Origin of the sequence: Pantoea sp. Tr-811 (assembly GCF_011752535.1) — a bacterium.
Taxonomy (GTDB): Bacteria; Pseudomonadota; Gammaproteobacteria; order Pseudomonadales; family Pseudomonadaceae; genus Aquipseudomonas.
The window spans coordinates 128,555-149,596 of record NZ_VWXJ01000013.1 but is presented as its reverse complement, the minus strand read 5'-3'; the positions used below and the strand labels follow the sequence as shown (position 1 = coordinate 149,596).

Sequence of the window (21,042 nt, the reverse complement as noted above, 5' to 3'; positions counted from 1 at the left end):
CGGGCATAATTCGCGCCCCTCGGATAAATTCCCGGAACCGCGTATGAAGTTTCTTAGCTCCCTCCTGATCGCCTGCGCACTGTTCAGCGGTGCCGCCCAGGCTTCCAGCAGCCAGGCCTGGAACGAGCAGCGCCAGCAGATGCTCAAGGCCTGCCTGGCCGCCAGCCAGTTCAAGGACGCCCACGCCCGTGGCAAGCCTGCCGAGTTCGATGACCAGGTGGGTTTCAGCGCCCTGCTGATTGAAGGCGTGTATCCGCAAAAGCACATGCAGCAGCGCACTGGCACCGAGCTGTGCCTGTATGACCGTCAACAGCAGCATGCGTACGTCAGCGAATGGAACCCGGGCGCCCAGTGAACGACAGCCTGCGGTTTGCCTGTACCGGTTGTGGAAAGTGCTGTACCGGCCACCATGTGCCGCTGACCCTGGACGAAGCTCGCCAGTGGGCAGCTGCCGGTGGCCAGGTGGTGGTGCTGATCGAAGGCTGCGTGGCCGATGGGCCGGGCATGCCGCCAGCGCAGCGCGAGCACGTGCTGCGCCGCTCGCACCCGGTGCCCTGCGGCCAGGGTGAAATCCGTGTGTCGGTGACATTCGCGGCGTTCAACCCCGGTCGTTGCCGCAACCTTGACGACAACGACCTGTGCCGGATCTATGAGAACCGGCCGTTGGTGTGCCGTATCTACCCGGTGGAGATCAACCCGCATATTCCGCTACGGCCCGAGAACAAGGATTGCCCGCCCGAGGCTTGGGAGCAGGGGCCTGAGTTGATTCATGGGGCAATCCCAGTGGACCCGGCCCTGGCGGCGCTGGTGCAGGCCTCACGCCAGGCCGATCGGGATGACATTGCGGCCAAGGTTGCCGTTTGCCAGGCACTGGGGATGACCACCAGTGCGTTGAAGGGCGACGGGTTTACCGCTTACCTGCCGGACATGTCGGCTTTTGCTGCGGCATTGGCCCAAGTTTCGGTGGGGGCAGAGGGTAGCTGGACGCTGCATGTGGAGCGGCCTGAGTTGATTGGCGATTTGCGGGGGCTGGAGTTGAGAACCACCGCTGAGGCGCCGGTTTTTTATGCGTTCATTGGGTTTTAGGTAGGCCGCAGCGGTGCATGCCTTGAGGTTTGCGGTGGCGCGCAAATCGAGCGCCGCCCGCGCGGCGCATCGCAGGCAAGCCTGCTCCTACATTTATCTCGGGCCAGTCACCCAGGGGCCGCGCGCGGTGGCCACATGAAAACTGGCCCGAAACAGATGTAGGAGCAGGCTTGCCTGCGATGCGCCGCGCGGGCGGCGCTCGATTTCAAACCCAACCAACCTCTCAAGGCGAACACCCTTCAGGCGCCGCGATTCAAGCCCAGTTCCATGTCATTGATCAGCGCCTTGGCCATGGCACTGAGAATCCGCGCCGCACTGCCAGCAACCAGGTTGCCCTCCATCTCCGCCTCTTCGCTCAGATGCCGGATACAACCGAGCAACACCGACAATTCATCGAACGCATGATCGAGCGGGATGCCCGGCTGGACGGCGTACAGGTCGAGAAACGTCTCCTTGCCAGCCGTGCTCCAGGCTTTCAGGTTATTACCCATGGCCAGCCTCCAGCGCACGCATATGGTCGGACAACGCATGCAGCAGCTCGGTGAGGATACCTATGTTTTCCAACACGGTGTTGCGCTGGTCATCGGCTTCGAGGCTGACGAACAGGTCGCAGGTTTTGGACAGGTTGTCCATCAGCGAGATGAGGTGAGACTTGGCGTCTTCGAGGATTAGGTCGGCGATGATGGTGACGTAGGGGATAGGGAATGAGGGTGGTGGGTCGGGTACGATCTTCTTCATGATTGAATCTCGATTGGGGATTTTCAGGGCATCGACCACCTGTCTCTTTCTCACGGATAGGGTGGCAGCCGTACGCGAGGTGAGAAAACCGCGCCCCACTCACCGCGGCCAGACCGAAGTCTCACGCGCACGGCTGCCATAACGAAAGGCATGTTCGAGGGTCTACCGCAGCTTTCTCACGGCCGCTCGCCGTTGTTGGCGAACCATGAAGTTATCGCTGAAACAGTTCCCTGAATATCAGACGCCATCCGACAGAGTTCGTAGGATATTTCGTCATGGCCTGGGTCTTGAAGCGTTTGGTTTTAGATTCGGAATGTTCGTACAGGTGCATGCCTTGAGGTTTGTGGCGGCGCTCGATTTCAAACCCAACCAACCTCTCAAGGCGAACACCCCGCATCCGCCCAGAACCCAACCTGTCACCGCTGTCAGCCAGCCGTCACGCTCCCGACCCGTTCAAACCGCTATAAGCTTGCAATACACCCCTCCATCCCCCATGGCCAAGGTCCCCGCACCGATGCGACGTCCATCCCGCCCCCTCCTTCTCGCCGGCCTCACCCTGCTCGCCCTGGCAGCCCTGGGCGTGTGGTACGGCCAGCGCCGGGAGGCACCCGCCAACCATGCGCAAACCGCCATCCCGGTGCGCGTGGTCAGCGTCGCCCAACAGGACGTCCCGCGCTTCGCCAGCGCCATCGGCTCGGTGCTGTCACTGCACAGCGTCGACGTGCGCCCACAGGTCGAAGGCGTGCTCACCCAGGTGCTGGTCAAGGAAGGCCAGTGGGTCAAGGAAGGCGACCTGCTCGCCACCCTCGACGACCGCGCCATTCGCGCCCAACTCGACCAAGCCCAGGCCCAGCTCGGCCAGAGCCAGGCGCAAATCCAGGTGGCCGGGGTCGACCTCAAGCGCTACCGCCTGCTCAGCACCGACGACGGCGTGTCAAAACAGACCCTCGACCAACAACAAGCCCTGGTGAACCAGCTGCAGGCCACGGTCAAGGGCAACCAGGCCGCCATCGCCAATGCCCAGGTGCAACTCTCGTACACGCAAATCCGCTCCCCCGTGACCGGCCGCGTGGGCATTCGCAATGTCGACCCCGGCAACCTGGTGCGCACCAGCGACACCCAAGGCCTGTTCAGCGTTACCCAGATCGACCCCATCGCCATCGAGTTCGCCCTGCCGCAACAGATGCTGCCCACCCTGCAAACCCTGCTAAAAGCCCCCACCCCAGCGCTGGTGCAGGCCTACATGGACGCCGACGGCGAGCGCAACCTGCTTGGCGAAGGCCACCTGGCGCTGATCGACAACCAGATTTCCGCCACCACCGGCACGGTGCGGGTAAAAGCCGAGTTCGACAACAAGGACGGCCGCCTGTGGCCCGGCCAGCTGGTCACCATTCGCCTGCGCACCGCCGTCGAGGAAAACGCCCTGGTAGTGCCGCCACCGGTGGTGCAACGCGGCATCGACGGGCACTTCGTGTACCGCCTGGACGGCGACAAGGTGACCAGCGTGCCAGTCAAGGTGATCTACCAGGACAGCGACCAAACCATCATCGCCGGGGTCAAGCCCGGTGAACGCCTGGTGCTCGACGGCCAGTCGCGGCTCAAGCCCGGCGCCCGGGTTGAGGTAGCGCCCGACGCCCCGGCGCCTGCGCAAATGGCCGATGGCGGGAACCAGCCATGAACAGCCGCAACGGCGTTTCCGCCTGGTGCATCGACCACCCCATCGCCACCCTGCTACTGACTTTCGCCCTGGTGCTGCTGGGCGCCATCGCCTTCCCGCGCCTGCCGGTGGCGCCGCTGCCGGAAGCCGACTTCCCGACCATTCAGGTCACCGCCGCCCTGCCCGGCGCCAGCCCGGAAACCATGGCCTCGTCGGTGGCAACGCCCCTGGAGGTGCAGTTCAGCGCCATCCCCGGCATGACCCAGATGACCAGCAGCAGCGCCCTGGGCTCGACCACGCTGATTCTGCAGTTCACCCTCGACAAGAACATCGACACCGCCGCCCAGGAAGTACAAGCGGCGATCAACACCGCCACCGCGCGCCTGCCCCAGGACCTGCCCAACCCGCCCACCTGGCGCAAGGTCAACCCGGCTGACAGCCCGGTGCTGATCCTCACCGTCAGTTCCGCGCAAATGCCCGGCAACGACCTCAGCGACTACGCCGAAACCTTGCTGGCGCGCCAGCTCAGCCAGATCGACGGGGTTGGCCTGATCAACATCACCGGCCAGCTGCGCCCGGCCATTCGCGTGCAGGCGCAGCCTGAAAAACTAGCCGCCATCGGCCTGACCCTGGCCGACGTGCGCCTGGCCATCCAGCAAACCAGCCTGAACCTGGCCAAGGGCGCGCTGTATGGCGAGCACAGCGTGTCGACCATCGCGGCCAACGACCAGCTGTTCCACCCCGAAGACTACGCCCAGCTGATCGTCTCGTACCGCAACGGCGCACCGGTGCACCTCAAGGACGTGGCCAAGGTCATCAACGGCGCCGAGAACGCCTACGTCAAGGCCTGGTCGGGCGACCAGCAGGGGTTGAACCTGGTGGTGTTCCGCCAGCCCGGGGCGAATATCGTCGACACCGTCGACCGGGTGCTGGACGCCCTGCCCAGGCTGCAGGAAATGCTCCCGGCTTCGGTCGAGGTGTCGGTGCTGCAGGACCGTACCCAAACCATCCGCGCCTCCCTGCACGAGGTGGAACTGACCCTGATGATCGCCGTGGCCCTGGTGATCGGGGTGATGGCGCTGTTCCTGCGCCAGTGGTCGGCAACCCTGGTGGTGTCCAGCGTGCTTGGCGTCTCGCTGATCGCCAGTTGCGCGCTGATGTACGTGCTGGGTTTCAGCCTGAACAACCTGACCTTGGTGGCCATCGTCATCGCCGTGGGCTTCGTGGTCGACGACGCCATCGTCGTGGTGGAGAACATCCACCGCCACCTGGAAGCCGGCGACGACAGCCGCACCGCGGCGCTCAAGGGCGCCGGCGAGATCGGCTTCACCGTGGTGTCGATCAGCTTCTCGCTGATCGCCGCGTTCATCCCGCTGCTGTTCATGGGCGGCGTGGTCGGCCGGCTGTTCAAGGAATTCGCCCTCACCGCCACCTCCACCATCCTGATTTCGGTGGTGGTATCGCTGACCCTGGCTCCCACCCTGTGCGCGCTGTTCATGCGCCGGCCACCGGGTGAACACCAAGGCGGCTTCGGTGAGCGCCTGCTGAAACGGTACGAAAAAGGCCTGGACCGTGCCCTTGCCCACCGCCGCCTGACCCTCGGTGTGTTCGGCCTGACCCTGGCCCTGGCGGTGGCCGGCTACATTGGCATCCCCAAAGGCTTCTTCCCGCTGCAAGACACAGGCTTCATCCTGGGCACCACCGAGGCGGCGGCGGACGTGTCGTATCCGGCCATGGTCGAGAAGCACCTGGCGCTGGCCAAGATCATCGGTGACGACCCGGCGGTGCGCGCCTATTCCCACTCAGTGGGCGTCACCGGCAGCAACCAGACCATCGCCAACGGCCGCTTCTGGATTTCCCTCAAGCCCCCTGGCGAGCGCGATGTCACCGCCAGCGAGCTGATCGACCGGCTGCGGCCGAAACTGGCCCAGGTGCCGGGCATTGTCCTGTACATGCGCGCCGGGCAAGACATCAACCTCAGCTCCGGCCCGTCGCGCACCCAGTACCAGTACGTGCTCAAGAGCAACGACGGCGTGGCGCTGAACCTGTGGACCCAGCGCCTGACCGAGCGCCTGCGGGAAAACCCAGCCTTTCGTGACTTGTCCAACGACCTGCAGCTGGGCGCCAGCGTCACCCGCATCGACATCGACCGCCAGGCGGCGGCGCGCTTCGGCCTGACCACCACCGACGTCGACCAGGCGCTGTACGACGCCTTCGGCCAGCGCCAGATCAGCGAATTCCAGACCGAAACCAACCAGTACAAGGTGATCCTGGAGCTGGACGCCCAGCAGCGCGGCAAGGCCGAGAGCCTGAACTTCTTCTACCTGCGCTCGCCGCTAACCAACGAGATGGTGCCACTGTCGGCCCTGGCGCATGTTGCGCCGCCCAGCACCGGGCCGCTGTCGATCAGCCACGACGGGCTGTTCCCGGCGGCCAACCTGTCGTTCAACCTGGCCCCCGGCGTGGCCCTGGGCGATGCGGTGCAAATCCTTGAGCGCACCCAGCGCGAACTGGGCATGCCCAACTCGATCAGCGGCAACTTCCAGGGCGCGGCCCAGGCCTTCCAGAGTTCGCTGTCGAGCCAGCCATGGCTGATCCTGGCCGCGCTGGTGGCGGTGTACATCATCCTCGGCGTGCTCTACGAGAGCTTCGTGCACCCGCTGACGATCATTTCCACCCTGCCCTCGGCGGGCCTGGGCGCGCTGATTCTGCTCTGGGGCATGGGCCAGGACTTCAGCATCATGGGCCTGATCGGGGTGGTGCTGCTGATCGGCATCGTCAAGAAAAACGGCATCCTGCTGATCGACTTCGCCCTGGAAGCCCAGCGCCACCAGGGCATGACGCCCGAGCAGGCGATCCGCCAGGCGTGCCTGACGCGCTTCCGGCCGATCATCATGACCACCCTCGCCGCCCTGCTGGGCGCGGTGCCGCTGATGTTCGGCTTCGGCGCAGGCGCCGAGCTGCGCCAACCGCTGGGCATTGCCGTGGTGGGCGGGCTGCTGGTGAGCCAGGCGCTGACGCTGTTCACCACCCCGGTCATATACTTGGCCCTGGAGCGCCTGTTCCACCGCCGCCAGGCTGCCCGTGCGGCGGCGCCCAGTGCCAGTTAGGACAAGACCATGCGTGTGCTGATCATCGAAGACGAAGAAAAAACCGCCGACTACCTGCATCGCGGCCTCACCGAGCAGGGCTTTACCGTGGACCTGGCGCGCGATGGCATCGACGGCCTGCACCTGGCGCTTGAGGGCGACTACGCGGTGATCGTGCTCGACGTGATGCTGCCTGGCCTGGACGGCTACGGCGTGCTGCGTGCGCTACGGGCGCGCAAGCAGACGCCGGTGATCATGCTCACCGCCCGCGAGCGCGTGGAGGACCGTATCCACGGCCTGCGCGAAGGCGCCGACGACTACCTGGGCAAGCCGTTCTCGTTCCTGGAACTGGTGGCCCGGCTGCAGGCCCTGACCCGGCGCAGCAGCAGCCACGAACCGCTGCAGATCCAGGTGGGCGACCTGTGGATCGACCTGATGGCACGCAAGGCCAGCCGCAGCGGCCAGCGCCTGGAGCTGACCGCCAAGGAGTTCTCGCTGCTCAGCGTGCTGGCCCGGCGCCAGGGCGAAATCCTCTCCAAGACCGCCATCGCCGAGCTGGTGTGGGACATCAACTTCGACAGCGACGCCAATGTCGTCGAAGTGGCCATCAAGCGCCTGCGTGCCAAGCTCGACGGGCCGTTCGACAACAAGTTGCTGCACACCATTCGAGGCATGGGCTATGTCCTGGAAAACCGTGCCGATTAATTCCATTGCCCTGCGCCTGTCGGCGCTGTTCATCCTGGTGGCGCTGGCGGTGTTCGTACTGATTGGCTCGGCGTTGTACCGCCAGGTCGACCGCAGCCTCGACCTGCTGCCCGAGGCCGAGCTGGATGCGCGCTTCAGCGTGCTCGAATCCACCCTCAACCGCTTCGGCACCCCCGAGCATTGGGCCAAGATCAACAACAAGCTCAACCTGCTCAGCGAGGAAGACAAGCGCATTCGCTTCTGGGTGGTCAGCAGCAACCCGGCCTACGAATACGGCCACCCCAGCGAACTGGTGCGCGCCTTTGGCGAAGGCCCGCAAGGCATGCGCGACCTGCGCCTGCCCGACCGGCCCTACCCGTACAAGGTGCTGGTCAGCGAGCTGCCGGCTCTGGGCGAGCGCCCGCCGCTGCGCTTTCTGATCGGCATCGACACCGAAACGTTCTGGCAGGCCCAGCACAGCCTGCTGGTGGCCATCGTCAGCCTTGCCGTGCTCGGCGTGCTGCTGGCCTCGGTGCTGGGTTACTGGGTGGCGCGCATTGGCCTGCGCCCGTTGCTGGCGCTGTCGGTGGAAGCCCAGGCGCTGGCCCCGCCACGCCTGGACGGGCGCCTGCAAACGGTGAACCTGGCGCCGGAACTGGCGCAGTTCGCCGGTGCCTTCAATGCCGCGCTGGACCGCGTGAGCCAAGCCTATTCGCGGCTGGAGGCATTCAACGCCGACGTTGCCCACGAACTGCGCTCGCCGCTGACCAACCTGATCGGCCAAACCCAGGTGGCCCTCACCCGGGGGCGCAGCGCCGAGCATTACTTCGAGGTGCTGCAATCGAACCTTGAGGAGCTGGAGCGCCTGCGCAGCATCATCAACGACATGCTGTTCCTGGCCAACGCCGACCAAGGCAGCAAGGCCACGGCGCTGACCCAGGCGTCACTGGCCGAGGAAGTGGCCACCACCCTGGACTACCTGGACTACATTCTCGAAGACGCCCAGGTCAGGGTCAGCGTCAGCGGCGATGCCCAGGCGCCGATCGAAAAGGCCCAGCTGCGCCGGGCGCTGATCAACCTGCTGAACAATGCCGTGCAGCACACCGCGCCCAACCAGGTGATTCGCGTGCAGATCGAGGCGGCGCCGGAGCAGGTCAGCATTGCCGTCAGCAACCCGGGGCCGGCCATCGATGAGGCGCACCTGCCGCTGCTGTTCGAGCGCTTCTACCGCGTGGATGCGGCGCGCAGCAACAGCGGCGGCGGCAACCATGGGCTGGGGCTGGCGATCGTCAAGGCGATTGCCGTGATGCATGGCGGCGAAGTGTTCGTGCGCAGCGGCGCTGGGGCCAATACCTTTGGTATCCGCCTGCCGGCAAGCGCCCTGTAGGAGCGACCGGAGGTCGCGATCGGGACGCGCAGCGGCCCGCTTCTGTGCTTTAGCGAACATTGCTGGGGCTGCACGGCAGCCCATCGCGACCTACGGTCGCTCCTACCCGGGTGTGACCTGAGCCATCCTTACCTTTTGCGCAACAGTGCTTATCGCCAAAGAGGCTGTTTCCGCAGCACTTAACGGACTAACTTTAGCCCTGTCCTCATTCACACTTGCCTGCGCAAGAAGGTAGTTTCAAATGTCCAACAGTATGGGTATTGCCAGCGTTTTCGTCCTGTCGTCCCTGTTGTTGTCGCCCCTGGCCATGGCCGAAGAATCCCCGGCGTTCGTTGCCCGTAACGCAGAACTTGCCGCCGTTCATCAGGAATCGCGCGACGCTATCGCACACAAGGCCGACGCTGGCAAAGATGCAGAACAGACTGCTTCGAAAGTCGCCAGCGACGCCAATGCCGACAGCTGATCGCACGCCGCTCCCGCTCCGTTTTTCCCTTGGCTACGCCATGGGCACCGTCGGTGCCGTTATGTTAGCCTTTTAAAGCCGCTGCCGATCAGCGGCTTTTTTTATGTGCCTTAACTCTCAGCCCGGCTGTACGTTCACCCATAAGAAAGCTGCACATTCAAAAATAAAAACTGCCCCACCGTCAGACCAAAGGAGCTAGTACCGGTGCCTTCCGCGTTCCGTTTTACCCCGCTGTTCATTGCGTTGACTGCAACGATCCCGTTCGCCGCCCAGGCAGATGAAGACAAGGCTGATGGCTTCATCGAAGGTTCGTCCCTCAACCTGCATTTTCGTAATGCCTACTTCAACCGCGACAGCCACAACCCCGGCGCCCGCGATACCCGCGAGTGGGGCCAGGGCGCAGTCGCACGCTTCGAGTCGGGTTACACCGCGGGCACCGTCGGCTTCGGCATCGACGCCCACGGCATCCTGGGCCTGAAACTCGACGGCGGTGGCGGCCATGCCGGCACCAGCATCCTGCCTGAGCACATCAAGGACGACGGCGAACTGGGCGCAGCCCCGCATTCGTTCTCTACCGCAGGCGCGGCGGTGAAGCTCAAGGCCTTCGACACCGAACTCAAGGCCGGTGACCTGTTCCTCACCAACCCGGTCATCGCCGGGGGTGAAACCCGCATGCTGCCGCAGACCTTCCGCGGCGTAAGCCTGACCAACCACAGCATCGACGGGCTGCTGCTCGAAGGTGGCCAGGTCAGTTTCACCCACCCCTACAACCAGAGTGGCCACCGCCGTATCGACACCTACTACGGCAGCCTGGACGAGCACGAAAAGAGCAAGCACCTGAGCTGGGCGGGCGCCTCGTGGAGCGGCACCGAGAACGTCACCACCAACCTGTATGCCGCCGAGCTCAAGGACATCTGGAACCAGTACTACGCTGACTTCGACTACACCTACGTGGTCAACGACCTGGTCAGCCTGAACCCGGGCGTGCACTTCTACCACACCCAGGACACCGGCCGGGCGCTGCTGGGCAAGATCGACAACAACACCTACAGCCTGCACTTCACGGTCAATGCCGGTTACCACAGCATCACCGCCGCCTACCAGCGGGTCAACGGCAACACGCCGTTCGACTACATCAACCTGGGCGACAGCATTTACCTGGACAACTCGCGCATGTACTCGGACTTCAACGCGCCGAACGAGCGTTCGTGGAAGCTGCAGTACGAGTACAACTTCGCCGGTCTCGGCATTCCGGGCCTGAGCAGCAGCCTGTCGTACTCGCGCGGTGAGGCAGACCTGACCAAGGCCAGCCAGGACAACACCCATTACAGCTACTACAGCGCCGATGGCAAGAACGCCATGCACTGGGAGCGCGACCTGGACGTGAAATACGTGTTCCAGGAAGGCGACCTGAAAGACCTGGCCGTGCAAGTGCGCTATGCCACCCACCGCGGCAGCCAAGGCTACGCCGCCATCGATGGCTCCAGCGACAACGACGAAGTGCGGGTGATCGTCGATTACCCACTGAACATCTTCTGATCCCCGCTGTAGAGCCTTTGTAGGAGCGGGCTTGCCCCGCGAACAGCGGCAGCGCCGGTGCCAAGCCTCGGGTTGCCTGCTTCGCGGGGCAAGCCCGCTCCTACAATGCGATGGGTAGGCCCCATACGATTCCGTCGGACAAATCTTGTCCGACAATCCGCGCTTCCCTAAAATGTCGCCCGCCGAAAATGGCCCTGCCTCAGCAGTAGCGCGCATGCCCACTTCAACCTCGCGTTTCGCACTCTACAGGTCGCACCCCGAGCTGTTCCTCAACCTGGGCAGTTGCCTTGCCGTGCTCGCCATCGTGGCCATCGTCAGCTATTTGCTGGGCCGCGAGCGCGATAATGTCGAACAGTCGGCCATACGGTCGTCCGGCAATATCGTGCAGCTGATCGAAAGCGACATCCTGCGCAACGTCGAGCTCTACGACCAATCCCTGCGCGGGCTGATCTGGGCAGTGCAGCACCCGGAGCTGCTGCAGGTCAGGCCACGCCTGCGCCAGCAGATCCTGTTCAACCAGACCTTCGCCGCCCCGGTGCGCGGTGACATCCTCTGGCTCGACGCCAACGGCGATGTGGTGGGCGATTCGATCAGCGTGAAACCGCGCCAGGCCAATTTTGCCGATACCGAGGCATTTCGCGCCCACCGCCACAACCCGGGGCTGGGCCTGTTCATCAGCCCGCCATTCAAGGCGCGCCTGGGCAACCTGGACTGGTGCATCAGCTTCAGCCGGCGCATACCGGGGGCAGACGGCAGTTTCGCAGGCCTTGCCGCCGGTGCCCTGCGCCTGTCCTATTTCAACGAGCTGTTCCAGCGCCTGGACATTGGCGAGGAAAGCAGCATCAACCTGCTCAACACCGACGGCCAACTGCTGGCCCGGCAACCCACCCGCAGCCAGGACCCGCTGATCGGCACCAATTTCGCCGACCGCCCCAACTTCAAGCGCATCCTGGGCGAGCGCAGCGGCAGCTTCACCGCCCGCTCCAGCATCTATGGCACCCAACGCATGTACACCTTCGCCCGGGTGGCCGACCTGCCGCTGATCGTGCTGGTGGTGCACTCGGCCGATGAGGTGTTCCAGTCGTGGCGGCGCACGGCCATTGTGGTCAGTGCCGCCACCGGCACGCTCTGCATCGGTATCCTCTGGCTGACGTTGCTGCTGGGCCGCGAGCTGCGCCGCCGCCACGAAGCCGAGCAAGGCCTGGAAGCACTGGCCGCCACCGACAGCCTGACCGGGCTGGCCAACCGCCGCCGCCTCGACCAGGTGCTGCGCCAGGAATGGTCACGCGCCCAGCGCAATCGCAAGCCGCTGGCGGTACTGATGGTGGATGTGGATCACTTCAAGGCGTTCAACCAGCGCCACGGCCATGCCGGAGGCGACCATGCCCTGCGCGAGGTGGCCAAGGCCATGGAGCAGTGCATACGCCGGCCTGCGGACCTGGCGGCACGCTATGGCGGGGAGGAGTTTCAGGTAGTGCTGCCAGAAACCGAACAGCACGGTGCAGCCATGTTGGCCGAGCGCATTCGCGCAAGGGTGGAAGCCTTGGCGCCGTTTGCCGACGATGCCCACTCGGTGACGGTGAGCATCGGCATCGGCGTTTACACCCCCGGCACCCAGCAGGACCTTTCACGGCTACTGGGCGCCGCGGATGAAGCGCTCTACCGGGCCAAGGCCAATGGCCGCAACCAGGTAGAGGGGCCGCTGGCCTAGGACTGGGTGCGGGCCGCGTTACGCAGCGCCTTGACCTGGTCGTGGTTGCGCTGCACGCCTTGCAGCTGTTTTTCCACCAGTGCATAGCTGCTGTCGCTGGCCATGCGGCCCAGCTTCACCAGCTTCTCGCGGGCTTCCTTGTAGGCTTTCAGGGCATGGTCTTCACCACGCTCCACTTCGTTGAGCACCGCTTCTTCGTCCTTGCCGGTAACCATCGACTTCAGGTTCACCCAGCCACGGTGCAGGTCACCGCTGATGCTGGTGGTGGTTTCCGGGTCGCCGCCCAGGCGGCGCACTTCGCTTTGCAGCTCAGCGGCTGCGTTGGCGCATTCGCCGGCGCGCTGGACGAAGAACGCCTTGAGGCTGGGGTTCTTCACGTCATCGGCCGACGCCTTGAAGCCCTTTTCGCCGTCCTTGCTGTACTCGATCAGGTCGTTGAGTACGTCGATTACGTCTTTGTTGGGGTTGCTCATGGCACAGACTCCTAGGCAGGTGATAGTCATCTGTAATGGAGCAGCCTTCGTGCCAGGCCTGTAGTTTTCAATAATTCTTTAAAAAACAATTATTTATAAAAAGTCTAACGAACACCGGAAGCGGTGTTATGCATGATTACCGCTTGGGTGCCCGTGCAGATTGCAGTATGGTCGGCGCTCATTCACTGCCAGGGCTGCGCGATGAAACCGGAAATGCTCGAACTGCTGGTGACCCGCACCATGCCATTTGGCAAATACCAGGGGCGGATCATTGCCGACCTGCCGGGGGACTACCTGGCCTGGTTTGCGCGCAAAGGGTTTCCAGCGGGGGAGCTTGGGGGGTTGTTGGCGTTGATGCATGAGGTTGACCATAACGGGCTGGCCGACCTGCTGGTGCCGTTGCGGCAGAAGCATCGGCGCTAGCCTGGGCCGGCCCTTTCGCGGGGCAAGCCCGCTCCTACAAAGACCGCCGGTGTTAATCCTGTAGGAGCGGGCTTGCCCCGCGAAAGGGCCGCCAAGGCCACCACAAACCGCTAACCTTTAACCGGCGCCACCGCCAACTCCACCCGCTCGCTCTTCTTGATCACCGCATACACCACCGCCGTCACCAGGCTCCCGGCCACGATCGCCAGCAAATACAACAACGCGTGGTTGATGGCATTGGGAATCAGCAACACGAACAGCCCGCCATGGGGCGCCATCAGCTTGCAGCCAAAGTACATCGACAATGCCCCGGTCAACGCGCCACCGGCGATGCTCGCCGGAATCACCCGCAGCGGGTCCTTGGCGGCGAACGGAATCGCTCCTTCGGAGATGAAGCACAGCCCCAGCGCCAATGCCGCCTTGCCCGCCTCTCGCTCGCTCTGGGCGAACTTGCGCCGGGCCAGGAAGGTGGCCAGGCCCAGGCCAATCGGCGGCACCATGCCCGCGGCCATGGTCGCCGCCATCGGTGCATAACTGGACGAGGCCAGCAGCCCTACCGAAAAGGCGTACGCCGCCTTGTTGATCGGCCCGCCCAGGTCGACGCACATCATGCCGCCCAGCAGCAGCCCCAACAGAATGGCGTTGGTGGTGCCCATGCTGTCGAGAAAGTGCGTGAGGCCTTCGAGCATGGCCGCGACCGGCTGGCCGACCACGTAGATCATCACCAGGCCCGTGAACAGGCTGGCCAACAGTGGAATGATCAGAATCGGCTTGAGCGCCTCCAGGCTACTCGGCAGCTTGGCCCAGCGGGCAATGGCCTTGGCGCTGTAACCGGCAAGAAAACCGGCGACGATGCCGCCAATGAACCCGGCCCCGAGGGTGCTTGCCAGCAAGCCGCCGATCATCCCCGGCGCCAGGCCCGGGCGGTCGGCGATGGACCAGGCAATGTAGCCGGCCAGCAACGGCACCATCAGCTTGAACGCCGCTTCGCCGCCGATCTGCATCAACGCCGCTGGCAAGGTGCCAGGTTCCTTGTAGGCCTCGATGCCGAAGACGAACGACAAGGCGATCAGCAAACCGCCGGCCACCACCATCGGCAGCATGAACGACACGCCGGTCAGCAGGTGCTTGTACACCCCGGCCTTTTCCGCCTTGGCGCTTGGCGCAGCGGCTGCATCGCCTGCGCTTTCCACCTTGGCCTCGGCCAGCGCCTTGGCCAGGGTCGCCTGGGCCTGCTTGAGGGCGATGCCGGTGCCGCAGCGGTAGATGCGCTTGCCGGCAAAGCGTGCCGTGGGCACCTCGATGTCGGCGGCCAGCAGCACCACGTCGGCTTCGGCGATGGCCTGCGCCGACAGCGGGTTGCGTGCCCCCACCGAGCCCTGGGTTTCCACCGTCAGTTGGTAACCCAGTTGCTGGGCGGCCTGCTGCAGGGCTTCGGCGGCCATGAAGGTGTGCGCCACGCCGGTCGGGCAGGCGGTTACCGCGACGATGCGTGTGGCGGCAGCGGGCGCCTGGGCGAACGGCTCGGCAGCCTGCACCTGGGCGTTGGCCGCCGCTTCATCAAGAAAATGCTCGCGGTCTGCCAGGGCCTGGGCCGGGCTGCTCTGGTACAGGCGCTTGCCGGTGAAACGGGCCAGGTCCACGGGGCCGGTGCTGACCACCAGCACCCAGTCGGCCTCGGCGATCTGCGCGGCGCTCAGCTGGCGTTCGGGGTGTTCGGCGTCCTGCACTTCAACGCAGGTCTTCCAGCCACGGCGCTGGGCGGCGGCCGACAACAGGCGTGCGCTGAGCACGCTGGACACCTGCCCATTGGGGCAGGCGGTGACAATGGCAATGTTCATCGGCAACCCTCTTGTTGTTCTGTCAGTTGCACGGCGGCTTCCAGCTGCGCCAATTGCGCGCGGTCGTTGATGCCGAAGCCCACCTGGGTCACGGCCTGGGCGGCAATGGCGGTGGCGTGGCGCAGGGTGTGTTGCGGGGCTTTCCCGGTGAGCAGGCCATGGACCATACCGGCCACCAGCGAATCACCGGCGCCCACGGTGCTGGCCACCTGCACGTGCGGCGGGCGTGCCTGCAGGGCAACGCCTGCGGCGAACCAGCTGACGCCCTGCTCGCCCGCCGACACCACCACATGCTCGACGCCACTGCCCAACAGGCGCTCGGCGGCGGCACGCTGCGCGGCCAGGTCATGCACCGGCAGGCCAAGCACCTCGCCCAGTTCCTCGGTGTTCGGCTTCACCAGCCACGGCGCGCTCTGCAGGCCGGCACGCAGCGCCTCGCCGCTGCTGTCGAGGGCAACCTTCAACCCCAGTGCCTTGAGCTGCAGCAGCAAGTCACGGAACCAGGCGGCGCTGATGCCGCGCGGCAGGCTGCCCGCCACCACCACCGCCGAGTGCCCCGGCGCGGCCTGTGCCAGGCGTTGCAACAGCTCGGCGCGGGCAGCTTCGCCAACCTCCGGCCCCTGGCCGTTGATGTCGGTGACCCGGCCATTGGCTTCGACCACCTTGACGTTGCTGCGGGTTTCGCCGGGCACGCGCACGAAGCAGTCGGCAAAGCCACGGCGGGCGATCAGCGCTTCGAATGGCTGCAGGTTGTCCTGGCCGAGGAAACCGGCCACGGTCACCTGGTGGCCCAGGTCGGCCAGCACCTGGGCGACGTTCAGGCCCTTGCCAGCGGCATGGCTTTGCTGGGCCTGGGTGCGGTTGACATGGCCGGGGCGCAGGGTGTCGAGGCTGAGGGTGAGGTCCAGCGCCGGGTTCAGGGTCAGGGTGAGGATCTTGGCCATTCAGTAACGCTCCACCAGCGCGCGTACCGCTGCGGCGCTGTCTTGTTGCAGGGCCTCGCGCGCCAGGGCGCGGGCCGTCTGGTGATCGGCCTGGCGAACCAGGGCCTTGACTTCGGCAATGCTGCGGGCCGCCACGCTCAGTTCATCCACGTCCAGGCCCAGCAGCACGGCCACGGCCTGCGGGTCGGCGGCCAGCTCGCCGCACACGCCTACCCACTTGCCGTGGGCATGGGCGGCGCGCACGGTCATGTCGATCAGGCTCAGCACCGCTGGGTGCAGGCCGTCGGCCTGGGCCGACAGGCTCGGGTGGCCGCGGTCGATGGCCAGGGTGTACTGGGTGAGGTCGTTGGTGCCGATGCTGAAGAAGTCCACTTCGCGGGCCAGTTGCGCCGCCATGAGGGCTGCGGACGGCACCTCGACCATGATCCCGACCTGCAGGTCGGCCACCGGAATTTCCTGGCGCAGGCCCTCGACCATGGCGCGTGCCTCGCGCCACTCGTGGGCCTGCCCAACCATCGGGAACATGATGCGCAGCGGGCGCTGGTCGGCAGCGCGCAGCAGGGCGCGCAGCTGGTCTTCCATGATCTGCGGGCGCTGCAGGGTCAAGCGCACGCCGCGCACGCCAAGGAAGGGGTTTTCCTCGGCAGCGATCGGCCAGTACGGCAGTGGCTTGTCGCCGCCGACATCCAGGGTACGCACCACCAGTGGCCGCCCGCCCAGGCCGTCGAGCACGCGGCGGTACTCGGCCTCCTGGGTGGCCACATCCGGCGCTTGCGGGTGGGCCATGAAGATCAGTTCGGTGCGCAGCAGGCCAACGCCTTCGGCGCCCTGCTCCACCACCTTGGCGATGCCGTTGCTGTCGCCAATGTTGGCGAACACTTCAACCGCATGGCCGTCGCGGGTGACGGCCGGCGCGTGGCGCTCGGCCCAGGCGGCCTGCAGGCGCTGCTCGCGCGCGTCGCGTTCGGCCAGGGCGCGTTGCAGCTCGTCTGCCGCGGGTGCCACCGTGACCTGCCCACGCTGGCCATCGAGCAACAAGGGCGTGCCAGGTTCGAGCAGCAGCACCGCAGCGCCAGCGCCAACCACTGCCGGAATGCCCAGGGCGCGGGCGACGATGGCACTGTGTGCGGTGGCGCCGCCATGGGCGGTGACGATGCCGGCGACCCGCTCCGGGTTCAGGCGGGCGACGTCGGACGGGCCAACCTCGCCCATCACCAGCACGTAGGGTTGCTCGGGTTCTGCCTGCGCCTGCACGCCGCACAGCTGCGCCAGCACCCGGCGGCCGATGTCGCGCAGGTCGGCGGCGCGTTCAGCAAGCAAGGCGTCCTGCAGCGCTTCCTGTTGGCGTGCGGCAGCTTCGATCACCGCCATCCAACCCGCCTGCGCGCTCTCGCCCTGGGCCAGGCGCAGTTCCACGTCGTCGCCCAAGGCCGGGTCGGCGAGCATTTCCTGGTGGGTGACGAAGATCTCGCCAATGGCCTTGTCGCTGCGCTGCACCAGCGCCTGCAGGTCGGCGTTCACCACGGCCAGGGCCTCACGCAGCTTGCGGCGCTCCGCTGCGGGCGATTCACCGCGCAGCGGGTAGTCGATGTCGCGCTCGACACACACATGCGCAGGGCCACTGGCAATGCCTGGGGAAGCACTAACGCCCTGGATGTGGCTGCCGGCGGGTGGTGCCTGCAAGGGCTGCGCGGCAACCTCAGCAACCGGGCTGGCTACCGTGGGCAGCGGCTCGACCTCCTCGCCCAGCCCCGCCTCGATGGCCGCCAGCAGTACCGGCAGCGCATCAGCGGCAATCGAAGGCTCGGCAATCAGTTCCAGTTCCTGCCCGCGCCGGGCGCCGAGGCTGAGCAATTTGCTCAGGCTTTTCACCGACACCGCCGGCTGCCCGCTGTCGGGCAGGCGCAGGCGCAGCTCGCCGTCGAAGCCCTTGGCCAGCTGCGCGAGCACCTTGGCCGGGCGCGCATGCAGGCCATGCGGGTTGGCCAGCACGATGCGCGCACTCGGCCAGTCGGCCGGGGCCTCGCCACCGAGCACTTCGAGCACGGTACGGCTACTGGTGGCCTGGTACAGGGTTTGCCCGCGGCCTTCGATCAGCACCTCGCACAGGCGTTCGAGCAGGGCCTGATGGGCGGCGCCCAGGCTTGCCAGGCAGAACAGGCCGTTAAGCGGCTGGTCGCGGTAACGCAGCGGCTGTTGCGGGGTGATGAACGCCAGGCCCGGCTGGCGCACCTGGCGTTCACTGTGCAACCACCAGAGGCCTTCACCCAGCGGCAGCGGCTCGGCCTGCTGCAACACGGCGGCAAAGCCGCTGTCCACGCAACCGGCGCGCTGCAACAGGCGTGCACCGCGCCAGGCCAGCTCGTCGAAGTCTTCGGCGGGCAGGTTCAGGCCAACCAGCTGCGCGTCCAGCGCCAGTGCCTGGGGCGCACCTTGCAGCAACTTGAGCAGGGCCTCGGCGGAGCTGGCCCGGCGCAGCGCCTCGGCCAGGTCGGTTTCGCCCAGGGCGCGGGTGAGCAGTTGCAGCAGGCGCAGGTGTTCGTCGGACCGGGCAGCGATGCCGATGGCCAGATAGACGATCTGGCCATCGCCCCAGTCCACGCCCTCGGGGAACTGCAGCAGGCGCACGCCGGTGGCGTACACCAGGTCGCGGGTTTGCGGGGTGCCGTGGGGAATGGCGATGCCCTGGCCGAGGAAGGTCGAACCTTGCGCCTCGCGCGCCTGCAAGCCCTGCAGATACCCCTCGGCCACCAGGCCGTCGGCGACCAGCCGGTCCGCCAGCAGGCGCAATGCCTGGGCCTTGTCGGCGGCCTGCTGGCCCATGGCAATCTGCTCTTTGGCGAGCTCGAGCATGACCTTCTCCTTTTGCAGCCCCGGGCTTGGTTTTAGTGCCGGGTACTGAGGTATTGTTGTGATATTCACGGAATCAGCCAGTTCGGCAGCCGGGTATCGGCAGCTGTCGGGGCAGAAAATTTACTGGCTGAATCGTTTAATCTGACCAAGCGGCCACGTTACTCGATAATCTTCCAAGGAAAAAGCCCCATCCTGTCGGACAATTGCGACAATGGTCGCCTGCGCGCGGGGGCCAATCCGGGTCAAACTACCCGGTCCTGGTTCCGTAGCCAGTCCCGGTAATAACAAGGAAAATTCGGTGAAACTCAGCGATATCGCCCGCCTGGCCGGTGTGTCAGTGACCACTGCCAGTTACGTCATCAACGGCAAGGCCGAGCAGCAGCGCATCAGCAACAGCACTGTCGAACGGGTGCGTGCGGTGGTCGAAGCCCATGGCTTCACCCCCAACCCACAGGCCGCCGGCCTGCGCAGCCGCCACACCCGTACCCTGGGCTTCATTCTCCCGGATCTGGAGAACCCCAGCTATGCCCGCATCGCCAAGCAGCTGGAACAGGGTGCCCGTGCCCGTGGCTACCAGTTGCTGATCGCCAGCAGCGACGACCAGCCCGACAGCGAGCGCCAACTGCAGCAGCTGTTCCGCGCCCGGCGCTGCGACGCGCTGTTCGTCGCCAGCTGCCTGCCGCCGGAAGATGACAGCTACCGCGAGCTGCACGACAAAGGCCTGCCCGTCATCGCCATCGACCGGCGCCTGGACCCAGCCCACTTCTGCTCGGTCATCAGCGACGACCGCGATGCCAGCCGGCAACTGGCCGGCAGCCTGCTGGCCACCGCGCCGCGCAGCATTGCCCTGATTGGCGCACGCCCGGAACTGTCGGTCAGCCAGGCCCGTGCCGGCGGCTTCGACGAAGCCATGCAAGGCTTCGACGGTGTGGTGCGGCGTTACCAGGGCGAGGCCTTCAGCCGTGAGTGCGGCCAGCGCCTGATGCAACAGTTGATCGATGACCAAGGCGGCCTGCCGGATGCCCTGGTCACCACCTCCTATGTGCTGCTGCAAGGGGTGTTCGATACCCTGCAGGCGCGCCCGGCCGATTCGCGCCAGTTGCACCTGGGCACCTTCGGCGACAACCAGCTGCTCGATTTCCTGCCACTGCCGGTCAACGCCATGGCCCAGCAGCACGGTTTGATCGCCGCCACGGCACTGGAACTGGCCCTGGCCGCCATCGAGGAAAAACGCTACGAGCCTGGGGTGCATGCCGTGGGCCGTACCTTCAAGCAACGCATCGCCTCGGCCTGACCATGCGCCTTATCGACACCCACACCCACCTGGACTTCCCCGAGTTCGACGCCGACCGCCCGCGCCTGCTGGCCAACGCGGCGGCGCGCGGGGTGGAGCGGATGGTGGTGCTGGGGGTGTACCAGGCGAACTTCCAGCGGGTGTGGGACCTGGCGTGCGCCGAAGGCAGCGTGCATGCAGCGCTGGGGCTGCACCCGGTCTACCTGGAGCAGCATCGGCCAGAGCACCTGGTGCAATTGCGCCAGTGGCTGGAACGGCTGCACGGTGACCCGCGTCTGTGCGCCGTGGGCGAGTTCGGCCTGGACTACTACCTTGAAGAACTGGACAAGGAGCGCCAGCAGGCGTTGTTCGAGGCACAGTTGCAGATGGCCTGCGATTTCGAGTTGCCGGCCCTGCTGCACGTGCGCCGCAGCCATGCCCAGGTGATCGCCACGCTCAAGCGCTACAAACTGGCCAGAGGTGGGGTAATCCATGCCTTCGCCGGTAGCTTCGAGGAGGCACGCGAGTACATCAAGCTGGGCTTCAGGCTGGGTTTGGGTGGCGCGGCGACCTGGCCGCAGGCGTTGCGCTTGCGCAAGACGGTTGCGCGCCTGCCGCTGGAAAGCATCGTGCTGGAGACCGACTCGCCCGACATGGCGCCGGCGATGTTTGCCGGGGAGCGTAATAGCCCGGAGCATTTGCCGGAGATTGCCGGGGTGTTGGCCGAGCTGATTGGGGTTGAGGTTGCAGTGCTGGCTGAGGCCAGCAGCCGGAACGCCTGCGAGGTTTTTGGCTGGTAGTGCCGGCCCTTTCGCGGGGCAAGCCCGCTCCTACACAGGCTGTAGGAGCGGGCTTGCCCCGCGAAAGGGCCGGAACAGGCT

18 protein-coding genes are annotated in these 21,042 nt (G+C 65.7%); 12 read left to right on the top strand and 6 right to left on the bottom strand.

The genetic code is table 11. The annotated features are described in order from the left end of the window. Window positions 1–43: 43 nt before the first annotated feature. Window positions 44–355: a hypothetical protein gene (locus F3J44_RS19895; RefSeq protein ID WP_167275306.1), complete on the top strand. Its 312-nt coding sequence runs from the start codon at window positions 44–46 to the stop codon at window positions 353–355. Beyond that, window positions 352–1,086, top strand: a complete 735-nt coding sequence (locus F3J44_RS19890; RefSeq protein ID WP_167275303.1) for a YkgJ family cysteine cluster protein — start codon at window positions 352–354, stop codon at window positions 1,084–1,086. Before F3J44_RS19895 ends, F3J44_RS19890 begins: the two co-directional genes overlap by 4 nt. Before the next feature lie 239 nt (window positions 1,087–1,325). On the opposite strand, the gene F3J44_RS19885 is transcribed toward F3J44_RS19890, so the two are convergent. Both F3J44_RS19885 and F3J44_RS19880 read right to left on the bottom strand, forming a co-directional pair. After that, window positions 1,326–1,577 (bottom strand): DUF3077 domain-containing protein, encoded by a 252-nt coding sequence (locus F3J44_RS19885; protein ID WP_167275300.1) that lies wholly within the window; start codon window positions 1,575–1,577, stop codon window positions 1,326–1,328. Beyond that, window positions 1,570–1,824, bottom strand: coding sequence for a hypothetical protein (locus F3J44_RS19880; protein WP_167275298.1), 255 nt, complete (start codon window positions 1,822–1,824; stop codon window positions 1,570–1,572). The genes F3J44_RS19885 and F3J44_RS19880 overlap by 8 nt, the downstream gene beginning before the upstream one ends. Window positions 1,825–2,338: 514 nt before the next feature. Between F3J44_RS19880 and F3J44_RS19875 the strand changes: the two genes are divergently transcribed. The 7 genes from F3J44_RS19875 to F3J44_RS19845 all read left to right on the top strand — a co-directional run bounded on the left by F3J44_RS19875 (window position 2,339) and on the right by F3J44_RS19845 (window position 12,354). Further along, window positions 2,339–3,502: an efflux RND transporter periplasmic adaptor subunit gene (locus F3J44_RS19875; protein WP_167058824.1), complete on the top strand. Its 1,164-nt coding sequence runs from the start codon at window positions 2,339–2,341 to the stop codon at window positions 3,500–3,502. Next, window positions 3,499–6,591, top strand: coding sequence for a multidrug efflux RND transporter permease subunit (locus tag F3J44_RS19870; protein ID WP_167275294.1), 3,093 nt, complete (start codon window positions 3,499–3,501; stop codon window positions 6,589–6,591). The genes F3J44_RS19875 and F3J44_RS19870 overlap by 4 nt, the downstream gene beginning before the upstream one ends. 9 nt (window positions 6,592–6,600) lie before the next feature. Further along, window positions 6,601–7,275 carry a heavy metal response regulator transcription factor gene (locus F3J44_RS19865; RefSeq protein WP_167275291.1) on the top strand — a complete coding sequence of 225 codons (675 nt, stop codon included), beginning with the start codon at window positions 6,601–6,603 and terminating at the stop codon, window positions 7,273–7,275. Beyond that, window positions 7,250–8,641, top strand: coding sequence for a heavy metal sensor histidine kinase (locus tag F3J44_RS19860; protein WP_167275288.1), 1,392 nt, complete (start codon window positions 7,250–7,252; stop codon window positions 8,639–8,641). Before F3J44_RS19865 ends, F3J44_RS19860 begins: the two co-directional genes overlap by 26 nt. 241 nt (window positions 8,642–8,882) lie before the next feature. Beyond that, complete coding sequence (locus F3J44_RS19855) at window positions 8,883–9,104, top strand: hypothetical protein (RefSeq protein ID WP_167058836.1); 222 nt, start codon at window positions 8,883–8,885, stop codon at window positions 9,102–9,104. 204 nt (window positions 9,105–9,308) lie between these two features. Further along, on the top strand, window positions 9,309–10,643 hold the full coding sequence (locus tag F3J44_RS19850) for an OprD family porin (protein ID WP_167275286.1): 1,335 nt from the start codon (window positions 9,309–9,311) through the stop codon (window positions 10,641–10,643). A 214-nt stretch (window positions 10,644–10,857) separates the two neighbouring features. Further along, on the top strand, window positions 10,858–12,354 hold the full coding sequence (locus tag F3J44_RS19845) for a diguanylate cyclase (protein ID WP_167275283.1): 1,497 nt from the start codon (window positions 10,858–10,860) through the stop codon (window positions 12,352–12,354). Here the strand turns inward: F3J44_RS19845 and F3J44_RS19840 are convergent. Then, window positions 12,351–12,827 carry a PA2169 family four-helix-bundle protein gene (locus F3J44_RS19840; protein WP_167275280.1) on the bottom strand — a complete coding sequence of 159 codons (477 nt, stop codon included), beginning with the start codon at window positions 12,825–12,827 and terminating at the stop codon, window positions 12,351–12,353. The genes F3J44_RS19845 and F3J44_RS19840 overlap by 4 nt on opposite strands. 201 nt (window positions 12,828–13,028) lie before the next feature. Here F3J44_RS19840 and F3J44_RS19835 point away from each other — a divergent pair, with 201 nt between their 5' ends. Continuing rightward, entirely contained in the window at window positions 13,029–13,250 is a 222-nt protein-coding gene (locus F3J44_RS19835; RefSeq protein WP_060512540.1) for a DUF3820 family protein, read from the top strand. 110 nt (window positions 13,251–13,360) lie between these two features. Here F3J44_RS19835 and F3J44_RS19830 read toward each other — a convergent pair whose 3' ends face one another. Genes F3J44_RS19830 through ptsP form a run of 3 tightly spaced genes read right to left on the bottom strand, consistent with a single transcriptional unit; the run spans window position 13,361 to window position 18,888 of the window. Continuing rightward, window positions 13,361–15,091, bottom strand: a complete 1,731-nt coding sequence (locus F3J44_RS19830) for a PTS fructose-like transporter subunit IIB (RefSeq protein WP_167275278.1) — start codon at window positions 15,089–15,091, stop codon at window positions 13,361–13,363. Further along, window positions 15,088–16,035 carry a 1-phosphofructokinase gene (pfkB, locus tag F3J44_RS19825; protein ID WP_167275275.1) on the bottom strand — a complete coding sequence of 316 codons (948 nt, stop codon included), beginning with the start codon at window positions 16,033–16,035 and terminating at the stop codon, window positions 15,088–15,090. The genes F3J44_RS19830 and pfkB overlap by 4 nt, the downstream gene beginning before the upstream one ends. Next, complete coding sequence (ptsP, locus tag F3J44_RS19820) at window positions 16,036–18,888, bottom strand: phosphoenolpyruvate--protein phosphotransferase (RefSeq protein ID WP_167275272.1); 2,853 nt, start codon at window positions 18,886–18,888, stop codon at window positions 16,036–16,038. A gap of 298 nt (window positions 18,889–19,186) precedes the next feature. On the opposite strand from ptsP, the gene cra reads away from it, so the two are divergent. Both cra and F3J44_RS19810 read left to right on the top strand, forming a co-directional pair. Further along, a complete protein-coding gene (gene cra / locus F3J44_RS19815; protein ID WP_167275270.1) occupies window positions 19,187–20,182 on the top strand; it encodes a catabolite repressor/activator in 996 nt (331 codons plus the stop codon). Between the two features lie 2 nt (window positions 20,183–20,184). Next, the gene (locus tag F3J44_RS19810; RefSeq protein WP_167275266.1) at window positions 20,185–20,961 is read left to right on the top strand and encodes a TatD family hydrolase; all 777 of its coding nucleotides are present in this window, start codon (window positions 20,185–20,187) and stop codon (window positions 20,959–20,961) included. Window positions 20,962–21,042 lie beyond the last annotated feature (81 nt).

What these genes read in the sequence shown, in the direction of transcription:
- F3J44_RS19895 (WP_167275306.1), top strand. Translation starts at nt 44, where the DNA reads ATGAAGTTTCTTAGCTCCCTCCTGATCGCCTGCGCACTGTTCAGCGGT.
- F3J44_RS19885 (WP_167275300.1), bottom strand. Translation starts at nt 1,577, where the DNA reads ATGGGTAATAACCTGAAAGCCTGGAGCACGGCTGGCAAGGAGACGTTT.
- F3J44_RS19880 (WP_167275298.1), bottom strand. Translation starts at nt 1,824, where the DNA reads ATGAAGAAGATCGTACCCGACCCACCACCCTCATTCCCTATCCCCTAC.
- F3J44_RS19875 (WP_167058824.1), top strand. Translation starts at nt 2,339, where the DNA reads ATGCGACGTCCATCCCGCCCCCTCCTTCTCGCCGGCCTCACCCTGCTC.
- F3J44_RS19870 (WP_167275294.1), top strand. Translation starts at nt 3,499, where the DNA reads ATGAACAGCCGCAACGGCGTTTCCGCCTGGTGCATCGACCACCCCATC.
- F3J44_RS19865 (WP_167275291.1), top strand. Translation starts at nt 6,601, where the DNA reads ATGCGTGTGCTGATCATCGAAGACGAAGAAAAAACCGCCGACTACCTG.
- F3J44_RS19860 (WP_167275288.1), top strand. Translation starts at nt 7,250, where the DNA reads ATGTCCTGGAAAACCGTGCCGATTAATTCCATTGCCCTGCGCCTGTCG.
- F3J44_RS19855 (WP_167058836.1), top strand. Translation starts at nt 8,883, where the DNA reads ATGTCCAACAGTATGGGTATTGCCAGCGTTTTCGTCCTGTCGTCCCTG.
- F3J44_RS19845 (WP_167275283.1), top strand. Translation starts at nt 10,858, where the DNA reads ATGCCCACTTCAACCTCGCGTTTCGCACTCTACAGGTCGCACCCCGAG.
- F3J44_RS19840 (WP_167275280.1), bottom strand. Translation starts at nt 12,827, where the DNA reads ATGAGCAACCCCAACAAAGACGTAATCGACGTACTCAACGACCTGATC.
- F3J44_RS19835 (WP_060512540.1), top strand. Translation starts at nt 13,029, where the DNA reads ATGAAACCGGAAATGCTCGAACTGCTGGTGACCCGCACCATGCCATTT.
- F3J44_RS19830 (WP_167275278.1), bottom strand. Translation starts at nt 15,091, where the DNA reads ATGAACATTGCCATTGTCACCGCCTGCCCCAATGGGCAGGTGTCCAGC.
- pfkB (WP_167275275.1), bottom strand. Translation starts at nt 16,035, where the DNA reads ATGGCCAAGATCCTCACCCTGACCCTGAACCCGGCGCTGGACCTCACC.
- ptsP (WP_167275272.1), bottom strand. Translation starts at nt 18,888, where the DNA reads ATGCTCGAGCTCGCCAAAGAGCAGATTGCCATGGGCCAGCAGGCCGCC.
- F3J44_RS19810 (WP_167275266.1), top strand. Translation starts at nt 20,185, where the DNA reads ATGCGCCTTATCGACACCCACACCCACCTGGACTTCCCCGAGTTCGAC.